The following is a 16276-nucleotide window of genomic DNA, read 5'->3' as shown; positions in this document are numbered from 1 at the left end:
GCTTGCCTGCCTTTTTTCTTAACGGTGGTTGATTAGGAGGCTTTCTTTTTTTGATGAGTCACGACAGCGGGCATCCCATCAACATTGCGATCGACGGTCCCGCCGGCGCCGGCAAGAGCACGGTAGCCCGTCTGGTCGCAAGCGCGCTCCGATATGTGTACGTAGACACCGGAGCGATGTACCGAGCGGTTACGGCGATTGCCTTGGAACGGGGAATACCGGTCCTCGACGAAATTTCGATCGGCCGCTTGGCCGAGGAGCTGGACATCCGTCTCCAACCGGACGAGGATGGCCAACGCGTGTGGACGGACGGAAGAGACGTCACTTCCATGCTTCGAACCCATGAGGTGAACCGGAACGTCTCCCAGGTCTCTTCCTATGAAGCGGTTCGTCTTCGCATGGCGGAGCTTCAACGACGGATGGCCAAGGAGAAGGGTGTCGTCATGGACGGCAGGGATATCGGCACTCACGTGCTCCCCGATGCCGAGCTCAAGATCTTTTTGACGGCGACCCCGAGGGAACGCGCTTTGCGCCGTTTTCGGGAGCTGGGAGATGATGCGGACATCACGCTGGAGCAGCTGGAGCATGATATCGCCGAACGCGACCGAATGGACCGCGAACGGGCGATCGCGCCGCTTCTTCAGGCGCCGGATGCCAAGCTCGTCGATTCGACGGGACTGGCGATCGAGCGGATCGTGGACGACATCGCCCGGTGGGCCCGCGCGGCGTCGAGAACCATTTCGGCGGGGGAGAAGTAGATTATGTTATACCGAATTTGCCGGGCTGCCGTGCGAATGATTTGGTCTCTCTTCTTCCGTTTCGAACATCGGGGCATCTCGAACATCCCGTCATCAGGCCCTGTCATTCTGGCCAGCAATCATATGAGTAATCTCGATCCGATGACGCTCGGTCTTGCGGTTCCCCGCAAGGTTCATTATATGGCGAAGATGGAGCTGTTCCGAATACCGGGGTTCGGCCCGTTCATACGGGCCCTCGGGGCTTTCCCGGTCAAGCGGGGCGGCGTCAGCAAGGAAGCGATCCGGACGGCGCTCGCGGTTCTGGAGGAAGGCAAAGTAATGGGCATCTTCCCCGAAGGCTCGCGCAAGGGCGACAAGATCGGCGGGGTATCGATGGGCAAGCGAGGAGCGGTCAGCATGGCCGCCCGGTCGGGAGCGCAGATCGTTCCCGTCGCGCTGATCGGCGACTACCGCCTTTTCCGGAGAATGACGGCCGTTTACGGAGAGCCCATCGATCTGGCTCCATATTTGGAGAAGGGCTCGGAGGATCATGAAGCCGCTACCGAGCTGCTCATCTCGAAGATTCGCGAGATGGTCCGGACCGGCAAGCCGTCGCGGAGAGATCCGAACGCGCATGCATGAATGACTGGCGATTCCATCATACTACGGGTATTATTGGATTTATGACATGGGCAAACGCGATTTAAACGCCGCTCTGGAATGCGGGTTTAAATAAAGTTGGGGTAGAACTGAGGAGGTATTTTCATGTCTGAAGAAATTAAAGTCCAGGAAACGGCGGCCGAATCGGTCAGCCAGGATGCGTTGGAGAATGTCGTATCCTTGAAGAAAGGCGATACGGTCAAGGGCACGATCGTCAAGATCGAGGACAACCAAGCATTCGTTAGCCTTGGATATAAATACGACGGCGTCATTCCGCTGCGCGAACTATCCTCCGTCAACCTGGACAGTGCTTCCGACGCCGTGCAGATCGGCCAGGAAGTCGAAGCCAAGGTCGTTAGCATCAACGACGAGAAGGAGAGCCTCGTTCTCTCTAAGCGTCAAATCGACAGCGCACGCGCGTGGGACGATCTGCAAGCCAAGTTCGACAGCGGCGAAGTGTTCGAAGTAACCGTAGCCGATGTCGTCAAGGGCGGCTTGGTCGCCGACGTGGGCGTTCGCGGCTTCATTCCGGCTTCCATGGTCGAACGTCATTTCGTGGAAGACTTCTCCGATTATAAGGGCCGTACCCTTCGCGTCAAAGTGAAGGAAATCGACCGCGAGAACAACAAGGTTATCCTGTCCCAGAAGGACGTTCTGGAAGCCGAATACGAAGAGCAGAAGCAGAAGATCATGTCCGAGCTGCAGCCGGGCCAGGTCATCGAAGGCACCGTTCAGCGTCTGACGCCCTTCGGCGCATTCGTCGACATCGGCGGCATCGACGGACTGGTTCACGTGTCCGAGATCGCATGGCAGCACGTAGCTCATCCGGCCGACGTGGTGTCCGAAGGCCAGCAAGTGAAAGTGAAAGTGCTGAAGGTCGATCCGTCGATCGGCAAGATCAGCCTGAGCATCAAGGCGGCTCAACCGGGTCCTTGGGAGTCGGCTGCAGGCCAATTCCACAACGGCGAGATCGTCACCGGCGTCGTCAAGCGCCTTGTCAGCTTCGGCGCATTCGTCGAGATCGCTCCGGGCGTGGAAGGCCTCGTGCACATTTCCCAAATCGCCCATCGCCATGTCGTCACTCCGTTTGAAGTGCTGAAGGAAGGCCAAGAAGTGAAGGCCAAGATCCTTGACTTCAATCCGTCCGAGAAGCGCGTCTCCCTCTCCATCAAGGAGACGGAAGAAGCTCCGCCGCAAGCAGAGCGCGAGCGTGCGCCGCGCGGCGGCCGCGGTCCCAAGGAAGAGACGAATCTTCCTCCGGCCGAGTCGATGAGCTTCACGCTGGGCGAGAAGTTCGGCGACAAGCTGAGCAAGTTCAAATAAGCAATCTCGAAGCCAGCCCCCGGTTTACCGGGGGCTTTTTATTGTGCGCGGAGGTTGAAAGCGGAGATAAATTCGCTTCGAAGCATCAGGTCACTTTCGGGGAATGGTCCATACTAAGACGGCAGAACCGAGGAGGAGGTGGGAAGCGGGATGCCGTCCGGATTCATCTCGGCCGTCGCTTGGCTGACGGCTTGCATTCTATGGTGGAGCGGCTGGCGGAAGGAGCTGGCGGAATGCTTGCCGGAGCGGTTCGTCAGCTGGATGCTCATTCTTTGGCCGATCGTTTTCCGGCTCAGGATCAAATGGCCGGCAGGGGAAAGAGCGGTCGTCTGGGACGGCGCGTTCGTCTGGGGGAGCGCCGCCGCGCTGGCGGCCATGGTATGGCTGAACGCTTCGCGAAGGGGAACTGCGGGCGCGGCATCGCTGCTGATCGCAGCGGTCGTCCTGTTTCTGGACCAAATAACGGAGCATGCCCCCCGATTGGCGACCGTCGACCCGCTCTGGATCGTCTCCTTGACGGCTGCGCTGATTGCGTTGATCGTCGTCAGGAATCCGCTGGAACGGCTGGCGGCTCTCGGAATCGGCCTTTCGCTGGCGGAAGCGGCGCTCGCCCTGGGCTGGCTGGGCGGCCCGAATGGGGAAGCGGGCGGTCTCGTATGGTCCGACAGATGGTGGCTGGCGGCGGGGGAAATGCGTCTGGCGGCCTATTTGGCCGCTTGGGCATCCGATCTGGTCCGGAGGCGGGGAGGGAGCCGCAACTGGGGTTAGCCAACGCGGTATATTTTTGTTATGATGAAGATTGTGAGTTTATGATTCTTATGCATGCCAATCAGGGATATGTTGAGGAGTGAACGTATGGCAAGACCCGTTATCGCCATCGTGGGTCGGCCTAATGTAGGCAAGTCGACGATTTTCAACCGGATCATCGGCGACCGGCTGGCCATTGTAGAAGATAAACCCGGCATTACCCGGGATCGCATCTACGGATCCGGAGAATGGAACGGAATCGCTTTTAGCGTCATCGATACCGGCGGCATCGAGATCGACGGAGAGGACGGTTTGCTGCGTCTCGTGCGCATGCAGGCCGAGCTGGCGATCGAAGAGGCGGACGTCATCGTGTTCATGGTCGATGCCAAATCCGGACTGACGAACGCGGACGAAGAAGTGGCTCAGCTGCTGTTCCGGTCGCGGAAGCCGGTCGTCGTCGCGGTCAACAAAGTGGACAACCTGGGCCGGATGGACGATATTTACGAATTTTACGCATTGGGATTTGGGGATCCGGTCGCGCTGTCCGGCGCCCACGGCATCGGCATCGGCGATCTGCTCGACGCGGCGACGGCCAAGCTTCCCGCGAAGGAAGACGAGCAATACGACGAGGACGTCATCAAGGTCGCGCTGATCGGCCGTCCGAACGTAGGCAAGTCGTCGCTCGTCAACGCGATTCTCGGCGAAGAGCGCGTCATCGTCAGCGAAGTGGCGGGCACGACGCGCGACGCCATCGACACGCCGTTCGAGAAGGACGGGCAGAAGTATGTGCTGATCGATACGGCGGGCATGCGCAAGCGGGGAAAAGTGTACGAGACGACGGAGAAATACAGCGTCATGCGTTCGATGAAAGCAATCGAGCGCGCGGACGTCGCGCTGATCGTCATCAACGGCGAGGAAGGCATCATCGAGCAGGACAAGCACATCGCAGGTTATGCGCACGAGCTCGGGAAAGCGTCGATCTTCGTCGTGAACAAATGGGACATCGTCGAGAAGGACGACAAGACGATGCAGCAATTCACCAACATGATTCGAGATCACTTCCTGTTTATGACGTACGCTCCGATCGTGTTCCTGTCCGCCAAGACGAAGCAGCGCCTTCACAAGCTGTTTCCGGTCATCGACCGCGTGGCCGAGCATCATGCGATGCGCATTCCAACCCCCGTGCTCAACGACATCGTGTCTGACGCCGTAGCCGTGACGCCGCCGCCCAGCGACAAGGGACGCCGGCTCCGGATCAACTACGCCACGCAGGTGGCGGTCAAGCCGCCGACGATTCTCATTTTCGTCAATGAGCCGGAATTGATGCATTTCTCGTACGAGCGCTTTCTGGAGAACAAAATTCGCGCCGCATTCGAATTCGAGGGAACCCCGCTTCGGCTCTTCACGCGCCGCAAGTCGGATCAGGAATAGGAGAGAACCGCACCGTGACGGCATCCATTATCGCTATCGCCGCCAGTTATTTGCTTGGCTCCGTTTCATTCAGCATTTTATTCGCGCGATTGGTGCGCAAGATCGATATTCGCGATCATGGAAGCGGCAACGCCGGCGCGACGAACACGCTGCGCGTGCTGGGCAAGGGCCCGGCGGCCCTCGTTCTCGCGCTGGACATCGCCAAGGGCGTCATCGCCGTCGTGCTCGGCTACGCCCTGAAAGGCGACGGCATGGCTTGGGTCCCGGTCGCTTGCGCGCTCGCTTCGATCGTCGGCCACAATTGGCCGGTCTTCTTCCGTTTCAAGGGGGGCAAAGGCATCGCGACGACGATCGGCGCGATGATCTCGCTCGCTTTTGTTCCCGTGCTGATCGCCGGCCTTATCGCTATCGCCATCATCGCGGTTACTCGCTACGTGTCGCTCGGTTCCCTTATTTTCGCCGTGCTGCTGCCATTGATTCTGGCGATCGGCGGCTGGGACCGCTACATGGTGTGGGGGGCCGTCATCGTTGCGCTGCTTGCGCTGCTTCGCCATCGCAAAAATATCGTCAAGCTGCTGAACGGAACCGAGAATAAGCTGGGCAGCAAGAAAGGAGAGCCGCATGGAGCGTAACACCGTTGCCGTGCTGGTGGCGGGCAGCTGGGGAACGGCGCTCGCCCGGGTACTGGCGGACAACGGCCGCCGCGTCGCGCTTTGGACCCGCAATTCGGCCCAGGCCGAGGAGATCAACACGAATCGCACGAACGCTCGGTTCCTGCCGAACGCCAGCCTTCCGGAAGGGATTACCGCCACCACGGACATGGAAGCGGCTCTCGCCGGGGCGGAAGCGGCCGTGTTCGTCGCGCCGTCCGGTTCGATGCGGGAAGTGGCCCGCCAGGCGGCCAAGCATGTAAAGTCCGATGCCTTGATCGTCCATGCGACCAAAGGGTTCGAATCCGAGACGCTGAAACGAATGTCCGTCGTGCTGGCGGAAGAGCTCGGACGGCCGGAGGAGCGAATCGTCGTTCTGTCCGGTCCGAGCCATGCGGAAGAAGTGATCGATCGTCATCCGACGACGGTCGTCGTCGCCTCCGGCTCGATGGATGCGGCCGAAGCGGCGCAGGACCTGTTCATGAACGAATCGTATTTTCGCGTCTATACGAATCCCGATGTTGTCGGCGTGGAGACGGCCGGCGCGATCAAGAACATCATTGCCCTCGGAGCCGGCTTGACCGACGGTCTCGGCTTCGGCGACAACGCCAAAGCCGCGCTCATTACCCGGGGGCTCGCCGAGATCGGCCGTCTTGGCGCGGCGATGGGCGCGAATCCGCTTACGTTCGCGGGGTTGGCCGGAGTCGGCGACCTGATCGTAACGTGTACGAGCCGTCATAGCCGCAATTGGCGGGCCGGCTCGATGCTCGCCTCGGGACTTCGGCTCGACGAAGTGCTGGATCGGATGGGCATGGTCGTCGAAGGCGTCCGCACGACGAAAGCGGCGAGGGAACTGGCAACGAGATACGAAGTCGAAATGCCGATCACGAGCGAGCTGTTCAAAGTGTTGTTCGAAGACAAGGACCCTTCCGGCGCGGTCGGCGCATTGATGGGGCGCGTCCGCACGCACGAGATCGAGAATCCCGAGCTGCGACAGAGCGGCAACTGAGCAAGTGCCCGAACCGTTTCCCCCTTCTCCTCATAGGATACTAGCACAAACCCGGAGGAGGGGAAGCATGGACAAGAAACTTTCCAAAGACATCCTGAGCACCGTCAATAAGAAAACCGGCAAATCGATCACCGAAGGGTCGATCAAAAAAATCGCCGGGCAGGTGACGCCCGCGACGCTGCAGAGCGAAACCCAAATCCGCCAGCTGATCAAGCAAGTATCGGCAATGGCCGGCGTTCCGGTATCGGAGGACACGGTCAAGGAGATCGTCAGCGCGGTCAAGAAAAGCGGCATGAATCTGGATAACCTCGAAAGCTTGATGAAAATGATGGTCAAGAAATAACGGGCGATCCCGGCCGTCCCCTTCCTCTTTGACGAGGAGGGGATTTTTTTGCTTGGGAAATTTTGCGGCTTCATGGAATCCGGCCGATGGGCAACCTATACCGGACCGAAAAATTTCAATAACGCATGGGAGGTTGCCTCATCCAATGAACTCCGCCGTCTCTTCATCGCAAGAGCTGCTTGCCGCATTCAAGAACCGGCGTACGTATTACGGCATCGCCAAGGAAGCCGTTATTCCCGACGAGCGGATCGAGCAGATTGTCCGCGACGTGGTTCTGCATACGCCGTCGGCATTCAATTCCCAGTCGTCCCGGCTCGTTCTTCTGCTCGGCCGCGAGCATGACAAGCTGTGGGACCTCGTGCGGGAATCGCTTCGCAAGCTGGTGAACGACGACGAGAAATTCAAGTCTACCGAGGAAAAAATGAATTCGTTCCGCGGCGGCTACGGCACCGTGCTGTTCTGGGAGGAACAGTCCGTCGTCGAGCAATTGCAAAAAAGCTTCGAGTCGTACAAGGACCGTTTTCCCGTCTGGTCCGAGCATGCATCGGCCATGCATCAATACGCCATGTGGACGGCGCTGGAGGCGGAAGGATTCGGCGCCTCGCTGCAGCATTACAATCCGATTATCGACGATGAAGTTCGCCGAACCTGGAACCTTCCCGTCAGCTGGCATCTTGTCGCGCAGATGCCGTTCGGCAAGCCGACGTCGCAGCCGGGAGAGAAGACGTTCCAACCGGTCGAAGAGCGAATCCGCATTTTCAAGTAAAGAGCTCCGGAAGCTTCCCGCGGTGTCCCCGCCGCCGGAAGTTTCTTTTTTTTTGGCTTGGCAAATGGTATAATATTCAGCGTTTTGTAGGGCTAACGGGGAAAGGACCGACGAATGATGGATCCGATGATGAAAATGTGGGTTTCGTTCGTGGGCATCGGCTTGATGGTCGTCGCGGCTGTCATCATCATGCTGGCCCGATCGAAGACGAAAGGGGTATTGCGGGCGGCTTTGTCGCTGTTCGCTTTCGTTGCGCTGCTGGTCGGCATGCTGTGCGGGCTGATCTCCATCGTCTAGCCGCGGGAAAAACGGGGGAAGAGCAATAAACATGATAACGCTGACAGGAAGAACGAAAACGATGCAAGTGCCGCCGGCGATCGGGCAGAGCTTGCTGCAGCTGGCCCAGCGGGCCGGCGTCGATTGGCAGTTCAACTGCTCGCGGGGAACGTGCGCCCGCTGCCGCTGCCGGATCGAAGCGGGCAGCGAGCTGCTCAGCGAGCCGAACGACGCGGAATGGGACCGGCTCGGGCCGGACGAGCTGGAGCAAGGGTTTCGGCTCGGCTGTCAGGCCGTCGTCGAGCGGGAAGGCGAGATCGTGGCGGCGAACCGCACTTATTTTTAGGCTGAATCGCGAAAGGAGGGGCCGCCATGTCGGCGAAGGGAACGTGCCGGGTGACCTTTCTGCCCGGCGGCCAGCAAGCCGACGCGCGGATCGGCGCGACGCTGCTGGATACCGCGCAGCGGGCGAAGGCTCCGGTGCGCACCCGCTGCGGAGGCGTGGCCGGCTGCCTCATGTGCAAGGTGTCGGTCGCGCCGGAGCACCGCGCCGCGCTTACCGAGCCGACGGATGCGGAGCGCCGCAAGCTGGGGCCGCTGCTGGACGAAGGCATGCGCCTCTCGTGCCAAGCCCGCATTCGCGGGCCGCTGTCCGTCACCGTGCCGGAGGACCCGCTGAAGGCGGCGGTGCGGCGGCTGCTGGAGCAGCAACAGAATGAAGATGGGTGGCTGTGAACGGATGAGGAACGTGAAGCGAGGCAAATGGACGGCGGCAAGCGCCGTCCGGCGGGCATCCTTGTTGATCTTGATGGCGGTGACGGCGCTGGCCCTCTCGGGCTGTCTGTATCCGGAGGAAGAGACGCCGGGAAATAACGCCTCCGCCCGCCAGGCGGTGCTGTCCGTCCAGGACGCCGTCGATCAGTATCAGAAGGCGACGGGGCTTCTGCCGATCGTCAGCGCGGACGAATCGGTGCCTTTGTACGAGAAGTTCAAGATCGACATGGGCAAGCTGAAGCGCATGGATTATCTCGGCAGCGTGCCGAGCGTCGCCTTCGAGAGCGGCGGCAATTATCAATTTCTGATCATCGACGAAGAGACGAAGCCGACGGTCAAGCTGCTGAATATTTCCGTCTATCAAAACGCGGGAGACGTCCAGACCAAAGTAGACGCCTACATGGACAAGCATGGCGGCGAACCGCCGAAAGGGGACGAGCTTTACCCCGGATTCTGGTCGGTCAACTTCGACAAGCTCGGCATGAAGGAGCCGAAGACGAACAGCATGTATTCCGGCCAATCGCTCGGCTTCATGACGGACGCTTCGGGCCGGGTGTACGTCGATTACGGCCTGGATATCGCCACCGCCGTCGGCAAGTCGGGGACATCCCCGGCCGCGGGGGACGATCTGCGCCGCTCCCTCGTCGATCAGTCCTACTATGTGCCCGTCAAGGCGCCGGTCTATCATTGGGTGAATGGGGAGCCGCAGGCTCAACCCGACACCGCCGCTTCTTCGCAATCGAGTTAGGGAACCATACCGACGCAAGCCGTTCTTTCCGTCATAGGAAAGAGCGGCTTTTCGCGTTCCCGAGGACCAGACGGCATACAGGAGGCCTTCCTTTCATATGATCAGGAGGTATGAGTGGGCGCGGCGGCACATTCCTGGAGCGAATTTGCTCACGGGCGTCATAAATCTATCTGGCGCACATAGAATGATAGCAGTCCAAGTTCGTGTACGAGTCCGTCGCGCTGACGGATCCTCGCAGGCTTCGCGATTACGAAGGGGAGGGAATCTCATTGGAAAAAGTGGACATTTTCAAGGATATTGCCGAGCGCACCGGCGGTGATATCTACCTCGGGGTCGTCGGCGCCGTCCGGACGGGCAAATCGACCTTCATCAAGCGTTTCGTCGAGACGGTCGTGCTTCCGAACATCACGCACGAAGCGGATCGCGTTCGCGCCGTCGACGAGCTTCCGCAGAGCGCGGCGGGACGCACGATCATGACGACGGAACCGAAGTTCGTTCCCAATAACGCGGTGCAGATCAAGGTGACCGACGGACTCGAAGTGAACGTGCGGCTCGTCGATTGCGTCGGCTACGCGGTCGAAGGCGCCAAAGGCTACGAGGACGAGAACGGGCCGCGCATGATCTCGACGCCTTGGTTCGACGAGGCGATTCCGTTCCAGGAAGCGGCCGAGATCGGCACTCGCAAGGTCATTCAGGAGCATTCGACGCTCGGCGTCGTCGTGACGACGGACGGCTCGATCGCGGAAATTCCGCGCAGCGCCTACGTCGAAGCGGAAGAGCGCGTCGTCGACGAGCTGAAGGAAGTCGGGAAGCCGTTCGTGCTCGTCGTCAACTCGACCCGTCCGCGCAGCGACGAAGCCCAGACTCTTCGTAACGAGCTGGCGTCCAAGTACGACATTCCGGTCATTGCGCTCAGCGTCGCCACGATGGGCGAAGAAGAAGTGATGAGCGTGCTGCGCGAAGTGCTCTACGAGTTCCCGGTTCACGAAGTGAACGTCAACCTGCCGAGCTGGGTCATGGTGCTGAACGAGCGGCACTGGCTCCGTTCGAGCTACGAAAATTCCGTGCGCGACACCGTCAAGGACATTCGGAGGCTGAGGGACGTCGACCGCGTCGTCTCGAACTTCCTCGAATACGATTTTATCGCGAAGGCCGGACTCAGCGGCATGAACATGGGCCAAGGCGTCGCCGAGATCGACCTGTACGCGCCGGATGAGCTGTACGACCGGATTCTGCAGGAAGTGGTCGGCACGGAAATCCGCGGCAAGGACCATCTGCTGCAGCTGATGCAGGAGTTCGCCCATGCCAAGCGGGAGTACGACCGGTTCGCGGAAGCGCTGGAGATGGTCAAGACGACCGGTTACGGCATCGCCGCTCCGTCGCTGGCCGAGATGATGCTCGACGAGCCGGAGCTGATCCGGCAGGGTTCCCGCTTCGGCGTTCGCCTGAAAGCGACCGCTCCTTCGATCCATATGATCCGCGTCGACGTCGAATCCGAATTCGCGCCGATCATCGGAACGGAGAAGCAAAGCGAGGAGCTCGTCCGCTACCTCATGCAGGATTTCGAGAAGGACCCGATCAAAATCTGGGATTCCGACATCTTCGGCCGCTCGCTCCATTCGATCGTGCGGGAAGGCATCCAGGGCAAGATCGCCATGATGCCCGACAACGCCCGCTACAAGCTGCAAGAAACGCTCGGCCGCATTATCAACGAAGGTTCCGGCGGACTGATCGCCATCATTCTCTGATCGTACGAACGACGACGGATTCTAGCATAACAACGGCCGAACGGGCCGATGGAAAGAGCGCGCCTCCTCCAGGGGAGAGCGCGCTTTTTTTGTTGCTTTGGAAATTATACGATTAAATTTCCTGTGGAAATCCGGGGGCTCCCCCAAAAGTAATCGGAGTTAAATTCAGAGCATCGCGTCACTTTTGGGGGATTTTTATGCCATTCGCATAAATCATCTTGTTATTTCGACATAATTCGCATAAAATTTGATTTTGTGGGGAATTCGAACGAGAATCTCTTTAAAACCAATTGACATAGTAGGAAATAACAACTACTATTGTTCTATCCAAAAAAGAGAGACAAGCCTACCGGGGAGGAAAAAGTACGATGAAACAACGAAAAAGACTGGGCGCGGGGCTGGCCCTCATTCTGGTTCTCATGCTGGCGCTGACCGCCTGCGGCAACAAGAACGACGGCGCGAACGGCGGCAACGCGAGCGCTTCCGGTTCGGCTTCGCCGAGTTCGTCCGCCGCAAGCTCGCCGACCGCTTCGGGTTCTTCCGCCGCCGCGAGCGACGACGTCGCATCGCTGAAAGGGAAAAACATCGCGCTCTTGATGCGCCTGAACACCGGGACGTTCTCCGCCCAATACGTCGACGGGGTCAAGAAGCAGATCGAGAAATTCGGCGGCAAAGTGACCGTCATTACCGCCGACGACAAGCTGGACGTGATGGCTTCCAATCTGGATGCTGCCGTCACCCAGCACTACGACGGCATTCTGCTGGACCACGGCGACGACGGCGCTTTGTCTACGGGCGTGCAGAAGGCGCTGGCCGCGAACATTCCGGTCGTCGCTTTCGACTCCAACATCTCGGCGGCAGGCGTAACGAACATCGCGCAGAACGACCAGAAGATGGCCGAGCAGACGCTCGAGGCGCTCGCTTCCGACGCCGGCGGCAAGGGCAACATCGTCAAGATCTGGGTGGCCGGCTTCCCGCCGATGGAATCCCGCCAGATCGCGTACAAGGCTTTCCAAGAGAAGTATCCGGACATCAAGGAGATCGCGGCGTTCGGCACGGCGGACGGGCCGCAGCTCGACGCGCAGACGAAGATGGAAGCCATCCTGAAGCAATATCCGGAGAAGGGCAGCATCACGGCGGTTTGGGCCGCATGGGACGAGTTCGCCAAAGGCGCCGCCAACGCGATCAAGCAAGCCGGCCGCGACGAGATCAAAGTGTACGGCATCGACCTGAGCGACGAAGACCTCGGCATGATTCAAGACACAACGAGCCCGTGGGTCGCTTCCGCAGCGGTCGATCCGGCTTCGATCGGACAGGTTCAGGTGCGCTACCTGTACCAGAAGATCCACGGCGACACGACGCCGGCCACGGTCGAGCTCGACTCGGTATACGTCAACCGCGACTCGCTGCCGGCGGACAAGAAAGTAACGACGGCCGACCTGTCCCAGTACGTGAAGGGCTGGGGCGCGAGCGATGAAGGATCGACGGATTATTTGACGGCGCTGGAGCAAGCGGTCGCCGGCCAATAAACGAAGCAGCACGGAACAGCACGGCGCGGGGATTGACCGCGCCGTTTGCTGCTGTCTGGAAGACTGGCGGAAGCCAGCGAGAGAGAGGAGGAAGCCGCGTCATGAACGGCAATACACTGACGATGGCCGGCATCGGGAAGTCGTTCTCGGGCGTTCGGGCGCTGCAGGGCGTCGACTTCACGGTCGCCGGCGGCGAGGTTCACGCCTTGCTCGGCGCCAACGGCGCCGGGAAGAGCACCTTGATGAAGATTTTGTCCGGCGCCTACGAGACGGACGAGGGCGAGATTCGGATCAACGGCGAGCGGCTCGACATCCGCTCGCCTTCCGACGCGAAGCGCGCGGGAATCCACTGCGTGTACCAGGAGGTGGATACGTCGCTGATCGCCCACTTGTCCGTGGCGGAGAATATCATGCTCGACCGGCTCGCTTCGCCCAAGGGCAGCGCCTGGCTCCGTTGGGGCAATCTGCACCGCGAAGCCGGAGAGGCGCTGGCGCGGGTCGGCTCCCGGATCCCGACGCGCAAGCGGGCTGACGAGCTGACGCTCGCGGAGAAACAGATCGTGCTGCTCGCGCGTCTCCTGGTGGAAGAGGCGAAGTTCGTCATCCTGGACGAGCCGACCGCGCCGCTTAGCCTGGAGGAAGCCGAGCGGCTGTTCGGCATAATGAACGGGCTCAAGAAGGCGGGCATCGGCATCGTCTTCATCTCGCACCGGCTGCCCGAGGTGACCCGCGTCAGCGATCGGATCACCGTCATGCGCGACGGCCGGGTCGTGCTCAGCGAGCCGGCGGCGGGCATGCAAGCCGGCGATATCGTGCGGGCGATGCTCGGCAGAAGCTTCGAAGAAGAATTTCCGAAGACGGACGCCCCCATCGGCGATACGCTGCTGGAAGTGAAAGGGCTGACGGCCGGACATCGCGTCAAAGGCGTCGATCTGACCGTCCGGGAGGGCGAAGTCGTCGCCGTCGTCGGGCTAGTCGGAGCGGGCAAGACGGAGCTGTCGCGCCTGCTGTTCGGAGCGGATCCGGCCGACCAAGGGGAGGTCGCGCTGGAAGGCCGAAAGGTCGCCAGCGCCGCGCCGGCGGACGCCGTGCGCTCGGGCATCGTGCTCGTGCCGGAAGAACGTCGCAAGGAAGGGATTTTCGTCGGCTCGTCGGTGCTTCATAACTTGAGCCTGCCGATCCTGAAGTCGCTCGCGCGCTTCAGCTTCATCTCCGGCCCCGGCGAGCGCCGGCACGCCGAAGACATGATCGGCCGCCTCGGCATCAAGACGCCGTCGCCCGGCCAATTAACCGGCTTCCTGAGCGGAGGCAACCAGCAGAAGGTCGCCATCGGCAAGTGGATGAGCACCGACGCCAAGGTGTTCTTGTTCGACGAGCCGACCAAAGGGGTCGACGTCGGCGCCAAGCGGGACATCTTCCGGATCATCGGGGAGCTGGCGCGCCAAGGGAAAGGAATCGTCTATCTGACTTGCGAATTCGCGGAGGCGCTCGGGCTGGCGGATCGGATTCTGGTCATGTGCGACGGCCGCATCGTCAAACAATTCGCACGCGGGGAAGCGACGCAGGAGGATCTGCTTCTGTACGCCAGCGCGGGCAGGGAGGATTTGAAGTGAACCACAAAATCTCGCAGTTCTCGTTCAAGTACGGAGCGCTGATTTTCATCGCCCTCGTGCTCGTATTCTTCTCGCTATACAACGAATATTTCTTTACGTACAGCAACCTGATGGACATCCTGAGATCGATCTCGATCCTGACGTTCGTGGCGATCGGCGTCACGATCTCGCTGACCGTCGACGGCTTCGATCTGTCGGTCGGCTCCACCGTCTCCCTGACGACGGTAACAACGGCGACGATGATGATCTGGTACCAGATGCCGCTCGTTCTCGTCATCGTCGTTCCGCTCGTCATCGGCGCGCTGGTCGGCCTGCTGAACGCCTTCCTGATCGTCAAGGTGCGCATCCCCGACCTGCTGGCGACGCTCGCCGTCATGTACATCGTCAGCGGCATTCACAAGACGTATACGAAAGGCTACTCGGTCTACAACAACATGCAGTTCCAGGACGGGACGAAGGCGCCCGGCGTCATGAATCCGCACTTTCTCTGGATCGGCCAGGGCAAGCTGCTCGGCGTGCCGTTCCCGGTCATTCTGATGATCGTCGCGGTCATCGGCGCGCACATCTTCTTCAAGTACACCCGGCAGGGCCGCCAGACGACGATGACGGGCGGCAACGAGGAGGCGGCGCGCCTGTCCGGCGTCCGCGTCAAGCGGATCCGCACGTGGGCGTACGTCGCCTCGGGCGTGTTCGCCGCCATCGGCGGCATCCTGTACACCGCGCGCGTCGGCTCCGGCCAGATCGACGCGGGAGCGCCGATGCTGATGGACTCCGTCGCCGCCGTGTTCGTCGGCTACTCGGTGTTCGGCGCCGGGAGACCGAACATTATCGGAACGTTCGTCGGCGCGGTGCTGACCGGCGTGCTGATCAACGGACTGACGATGCTGCACGTGCAGTATTATACGACCGATATCATCAAAGGCGCGGTGCTCGTTCTGGCGCTGGCGGTCACGTTTATCCACCTCAGCCGCAAAAAAACGTGACATCAAACCGGTTCCGGCCGCGTCACGCTTGAAAATTCGCTTCTTCTCTGTGTATAATTTTCGATGAAACGGATAAACAGTTAACAAGCCAGTTATCCGCCCCGGGAGGTGAATGTCATGAATAAAACCGAACTGATCGCCAAAGTATCCGAATTGACGGACTTGTCGAAGAAGGACGCGACCCAAGCGGTCGACGCCGTGTTCGATGTCATCTCGGAAGCTCTCCAGAACGGAGACAAGGTTCAACTCGTCGGCTTCGGCAACTTCGAAGTGCGCGAACGCTCCGCCCGCAAGGGACGCAATCCGCAAACCGGCGTCGAGATCGAAATTCCGGCCGGCAAGATTCCGGCTTTCAAACCGGGCAAAGCCTTGAAGGAAGGCATTAAATAAGCTGCCGAATTTGCTTAGTTTTGTGAGGGGCCCAAAGGGTTGCGCTCATCTCTGTGCCTGTGCTATAATCACTCTCGTACTTTCTTACGGGGTATAGCGCAGCCTGGTAGCGCGCATCCTTGGGGTGGATGAGGCCGTGGGTTCGAATCCCGCTACTCCGACCATTACATAAGCATAACGGCGCTGCTTCAAGCTCCGCCTAGGCGAAGAAGACCACTTTCTCTTCCAGAGCAAAGTGGTCTTTTTATTGACAGAAACCGAGCCGTTGGTTCATAGTGGTAGACAGCATAAGGAGGCGATCTCATCCATGGAAGCATTGCCTACGAACGGGGATTATATCGTCGTGAAGGCGAAGGAAGGCGGGGTTCACGTCATCGGGCTTACGCGCGGACAGGACACCCGGTTTCACCATACGGAGAAGCTGGACCGCGGGGAAGTGCTGATCGCGCAGTTTACGGACCACACGTCGGCGATCAAGATTCGGGGCAAAGCGACGCTCTTCACGAGGTACGGCGTCGTGGAGACGGACGAGTAAGCGCCTGCGGCGCG

The 16276-nt window shown here is 60.2% G+C and carries 19 protein-coding genes and 1 tRNA gene; all 20 read left to right on the top strand.

Features of this window, described 5'->3' with window-relative positions:
- Positions 1 to 53 precede the first annotated feature (53 nt).
- The 20 genes from cmk (at position 54) to mtrB (ending at position 16262) form a co-directional block, all read left to right on the top strand.
- On the top strand, positions 54 to 758 hold the full coding sequence (cmk, locus tag H7C18_RS33200; RefSeq protein WP_185133501.1) for a (d)CMP kinase: 705 nt from the start codon (positions 54 to 56) through the stop codon (positions 756 to 758).
- A 3-nt stretch (positions 759 to 761) separates the two neighbouring features.
- The gene (locus H7C18_RS33195) at positions 762 to 1379 is read left to right on the top strand and encodes a lysophospholipid acyltransferase family protein (RefSeq protein ID WP_185133427.1); all 618 of its coding nucleotides are present in this window, start codon (positions 762 to 764) and stop codon (positions 1377 to 1379) included.
- Positions 1380 to 1502: 123 nt separating this feature from the next.
- Entirely contained in the window at positions 1503 to 2720 is a 1218-nt protein-coding gene (gene rpsA / locus H7C18_RS33190) for a 30S ribosomal protein S1 (protein WP_185133426.1), read from the top strand.
- Between the two features lie 150 nt (positions 2721 to 2870).
- Positions 2871 to 3488 (top strand): hypothetical protein, encoded by a 618-nt coding sequence (locus H7C18_RS33185; RefSeq protein WP_185133425.1) that lies wholly within the window; start codon positions 2871 to 2873, stop codon positions 3486 to 3488.
- An 87-nt stretch (positions 3489 to 3575) separates the two neighbouring features.
- Complete coding sequence (der, locus tag H7C18_RS33180) at positions 3576 to 4898, top strand: ribosome biogenesis GTPase Der (RefSeq protein WP_185133424.1); 1323 nt, start codon at positions 3576 to 3578, stop codon at positions 4896 to 4898.
- 14 nt (positions 4899 to 4912) lie between these two features.
- A complete protein-coding gene (gene plsY / locus H7C18_RS33175; protein WP_185133423.1) occupies positions 4913 to 5530 on the top strand; it encodes a glycerol-3-phosphate 1-O-acyltransferase PlsY in 618 nt (205 codons plus the stop codon).
- Entirely contained in the window at positions 5520 to 6557 is a 1038-nt protein-coding gene (locus tag H7C18_RS33170; protein WP_185133422.1) for an NAD(P)H-dependent glycerol-3-phosphate dehydrogenase, read from the top strand. Before plsY ends, H7C18_RS33170 begins: the two co-directional genes overlap by 11 nt.
- Positions 6558 to 6624: 67 nt before the next feature.
- Positions 6625 to 6900 carry a stage VI sporulation protein F gene (locus tag H7C18_RS33165; protein WP_185133421.1) on the top strand — a complete coding sequence of 92 codons (276 nt, stop codon included), beginning with the start codon at positions 6625 to 6627 and terminating at the stop codon, positions 6898 to 6900.
- 145 nt (positions 6901 to 7045) lie between these two features.
- Positions 7046 to 7666 (top strand): nitroreductase family protein, encoded by a 621-nt coding sequence (locus H7C18_RS33160; protein ID WP_185133420.1) that lies wholly within the window; start codon positions 7046 to 7048, stop codon positions 7664 to 7666.
- Positions 7667 to 7780: 114 nt separating this feature from the next.
- Entirely contained in the window at positions 7781 to 7963 is a 183-nt protein-coding gene (locus H7C18_RS33155; RefSeq protein WP_337914044.1) for a DUF2768 family protein, read from the top strand.
- 31 nt (positions 7964 to 7994) lie between these two features.
- Entirely contained in the window at positions 7995 to 8288 is a 294-nt protein-coding gene (locus tag H7C18_RS33150; RefSeq protein WP_185133419.1) for a 2Fe-2S iron-sulfur cluster-binding protein, read from the top strand.
- Between the two features lie 26 nt (positions 8289 to 8314).
- Positions 8315 to 8677, top strand: coding sequence for a 2Fe-2S iron-sulfur cluster-binding protein (locus H7C18_RS33145; protein WP_185133418.1), 363 nt, complete (start codon positions 8315 to 8317; stop codon positions 8675 to 8677).
- Positions 8678 to 8681: 4 nt separating this feature from the next.
- Positions 8682 to 9464 carry a hypothetical protein gene (locus H7C18_RS33140; RefSeq protein ID WP_185133417.1) on the top strand — a complete coding sequence of 261 codons (783 nt, stop codon included), beginning with the start codon at positions 8682 to 8684 and terminating at the stop codon, positions 9462 to 9464.
- A gap of 269 nt (positions 9465 to 9733) precedes the next feature.
- On the top strand, positions 9734 to 11212 hold the full coding sequence (gene spoIVA, locus H7C18_RS33135) for a stage IV sporulation protein A (protein WP_185133416.1): 1479 nt from the start codon (positions 9734 to 9736) through the stop codon (positions 11210 to 11212).
- A gap of 368 nt (positions 11213 to 11580) precedes the next feature.
- Complete coding sequence (locus H7C18_RS33130; protein ID WP_185133415.1) at positions 11581 to 12741, top strand: sugar ABC transporter substrate-binding protein; 1161 nt, start codon at positions 11581 to 11583, stop codon at positions 12739 to 12741.
- A 101-nt stretch (positions 12742 to 12842) separates the two neighbouring features.
- Complete coding sequence (locus H7C18_RS33125) at positions 12843 to 14354, top strand: sugar ABC transporter ATP-binding protein (protein ID WP_238358129.1); 1512 nt, start codon at positions 12843 to 12845, stop codon at positions 14352 to 14354.
- Positions 14351 to 15337 (top strand): ABC transporter permease, encoded by a 987-nt coding sequence (locus H7C18_RS33120; protein ID WP_185133414.1) that lies wholly within the window; start codon positions 14351 to 14353, stop codon positions 15335 to 15337. Before H7C18_RS33125 ends, H7C18_RS33120 begins: the two co-directional genes overlap by 4 nt.
- Positions 15338 to 15454: 117 nt before the next feature.
- Positions 15455 to 15727, top strand: coding sequence for an HU family DNA-binding protein (locus H7C18_RS33115; RefSeq protein WP_126958199.1), 273 nt, complete (start codon positions 15455 to 15457; stop codon positions 15725 to 15727).
- 87 nt (positions 15728 to 15814) lie between these two features.
- A tRNA-Pro gene (locus H7C18_RS33110) sits at positions 15815 to 15891 on the top strand.
- Positions 15892 to 16034: 143 nt separating this feature from the next.
- Positions 16035 to 16262, top strand: coding sequence for a trp RNA-binding attenuation protein MtrB (gene mtrB / locus H7C18_RS33105; protein ID WP_185133413.1), 228 nt, complete (start codon positions 16035 to 16037; stop codon positions 16260 to 16262).
- Positions 16263 to 16276: the final 14 nt, after the last annotated feature.

The sequence above is a fragment of the Cohnella zeiphila genome (assembly GCF_014212055.1).
Lineage (GTDB): Bacteria > Bacillota > Bacilli > Paenibacillales > Paenibacillaceae > Cohnella > Cohnella zeiphila.
Note: the sequence above shows the minus strand (reverse complement) of the source record. Positions and strands in the feature narration are given on the sequence as shown.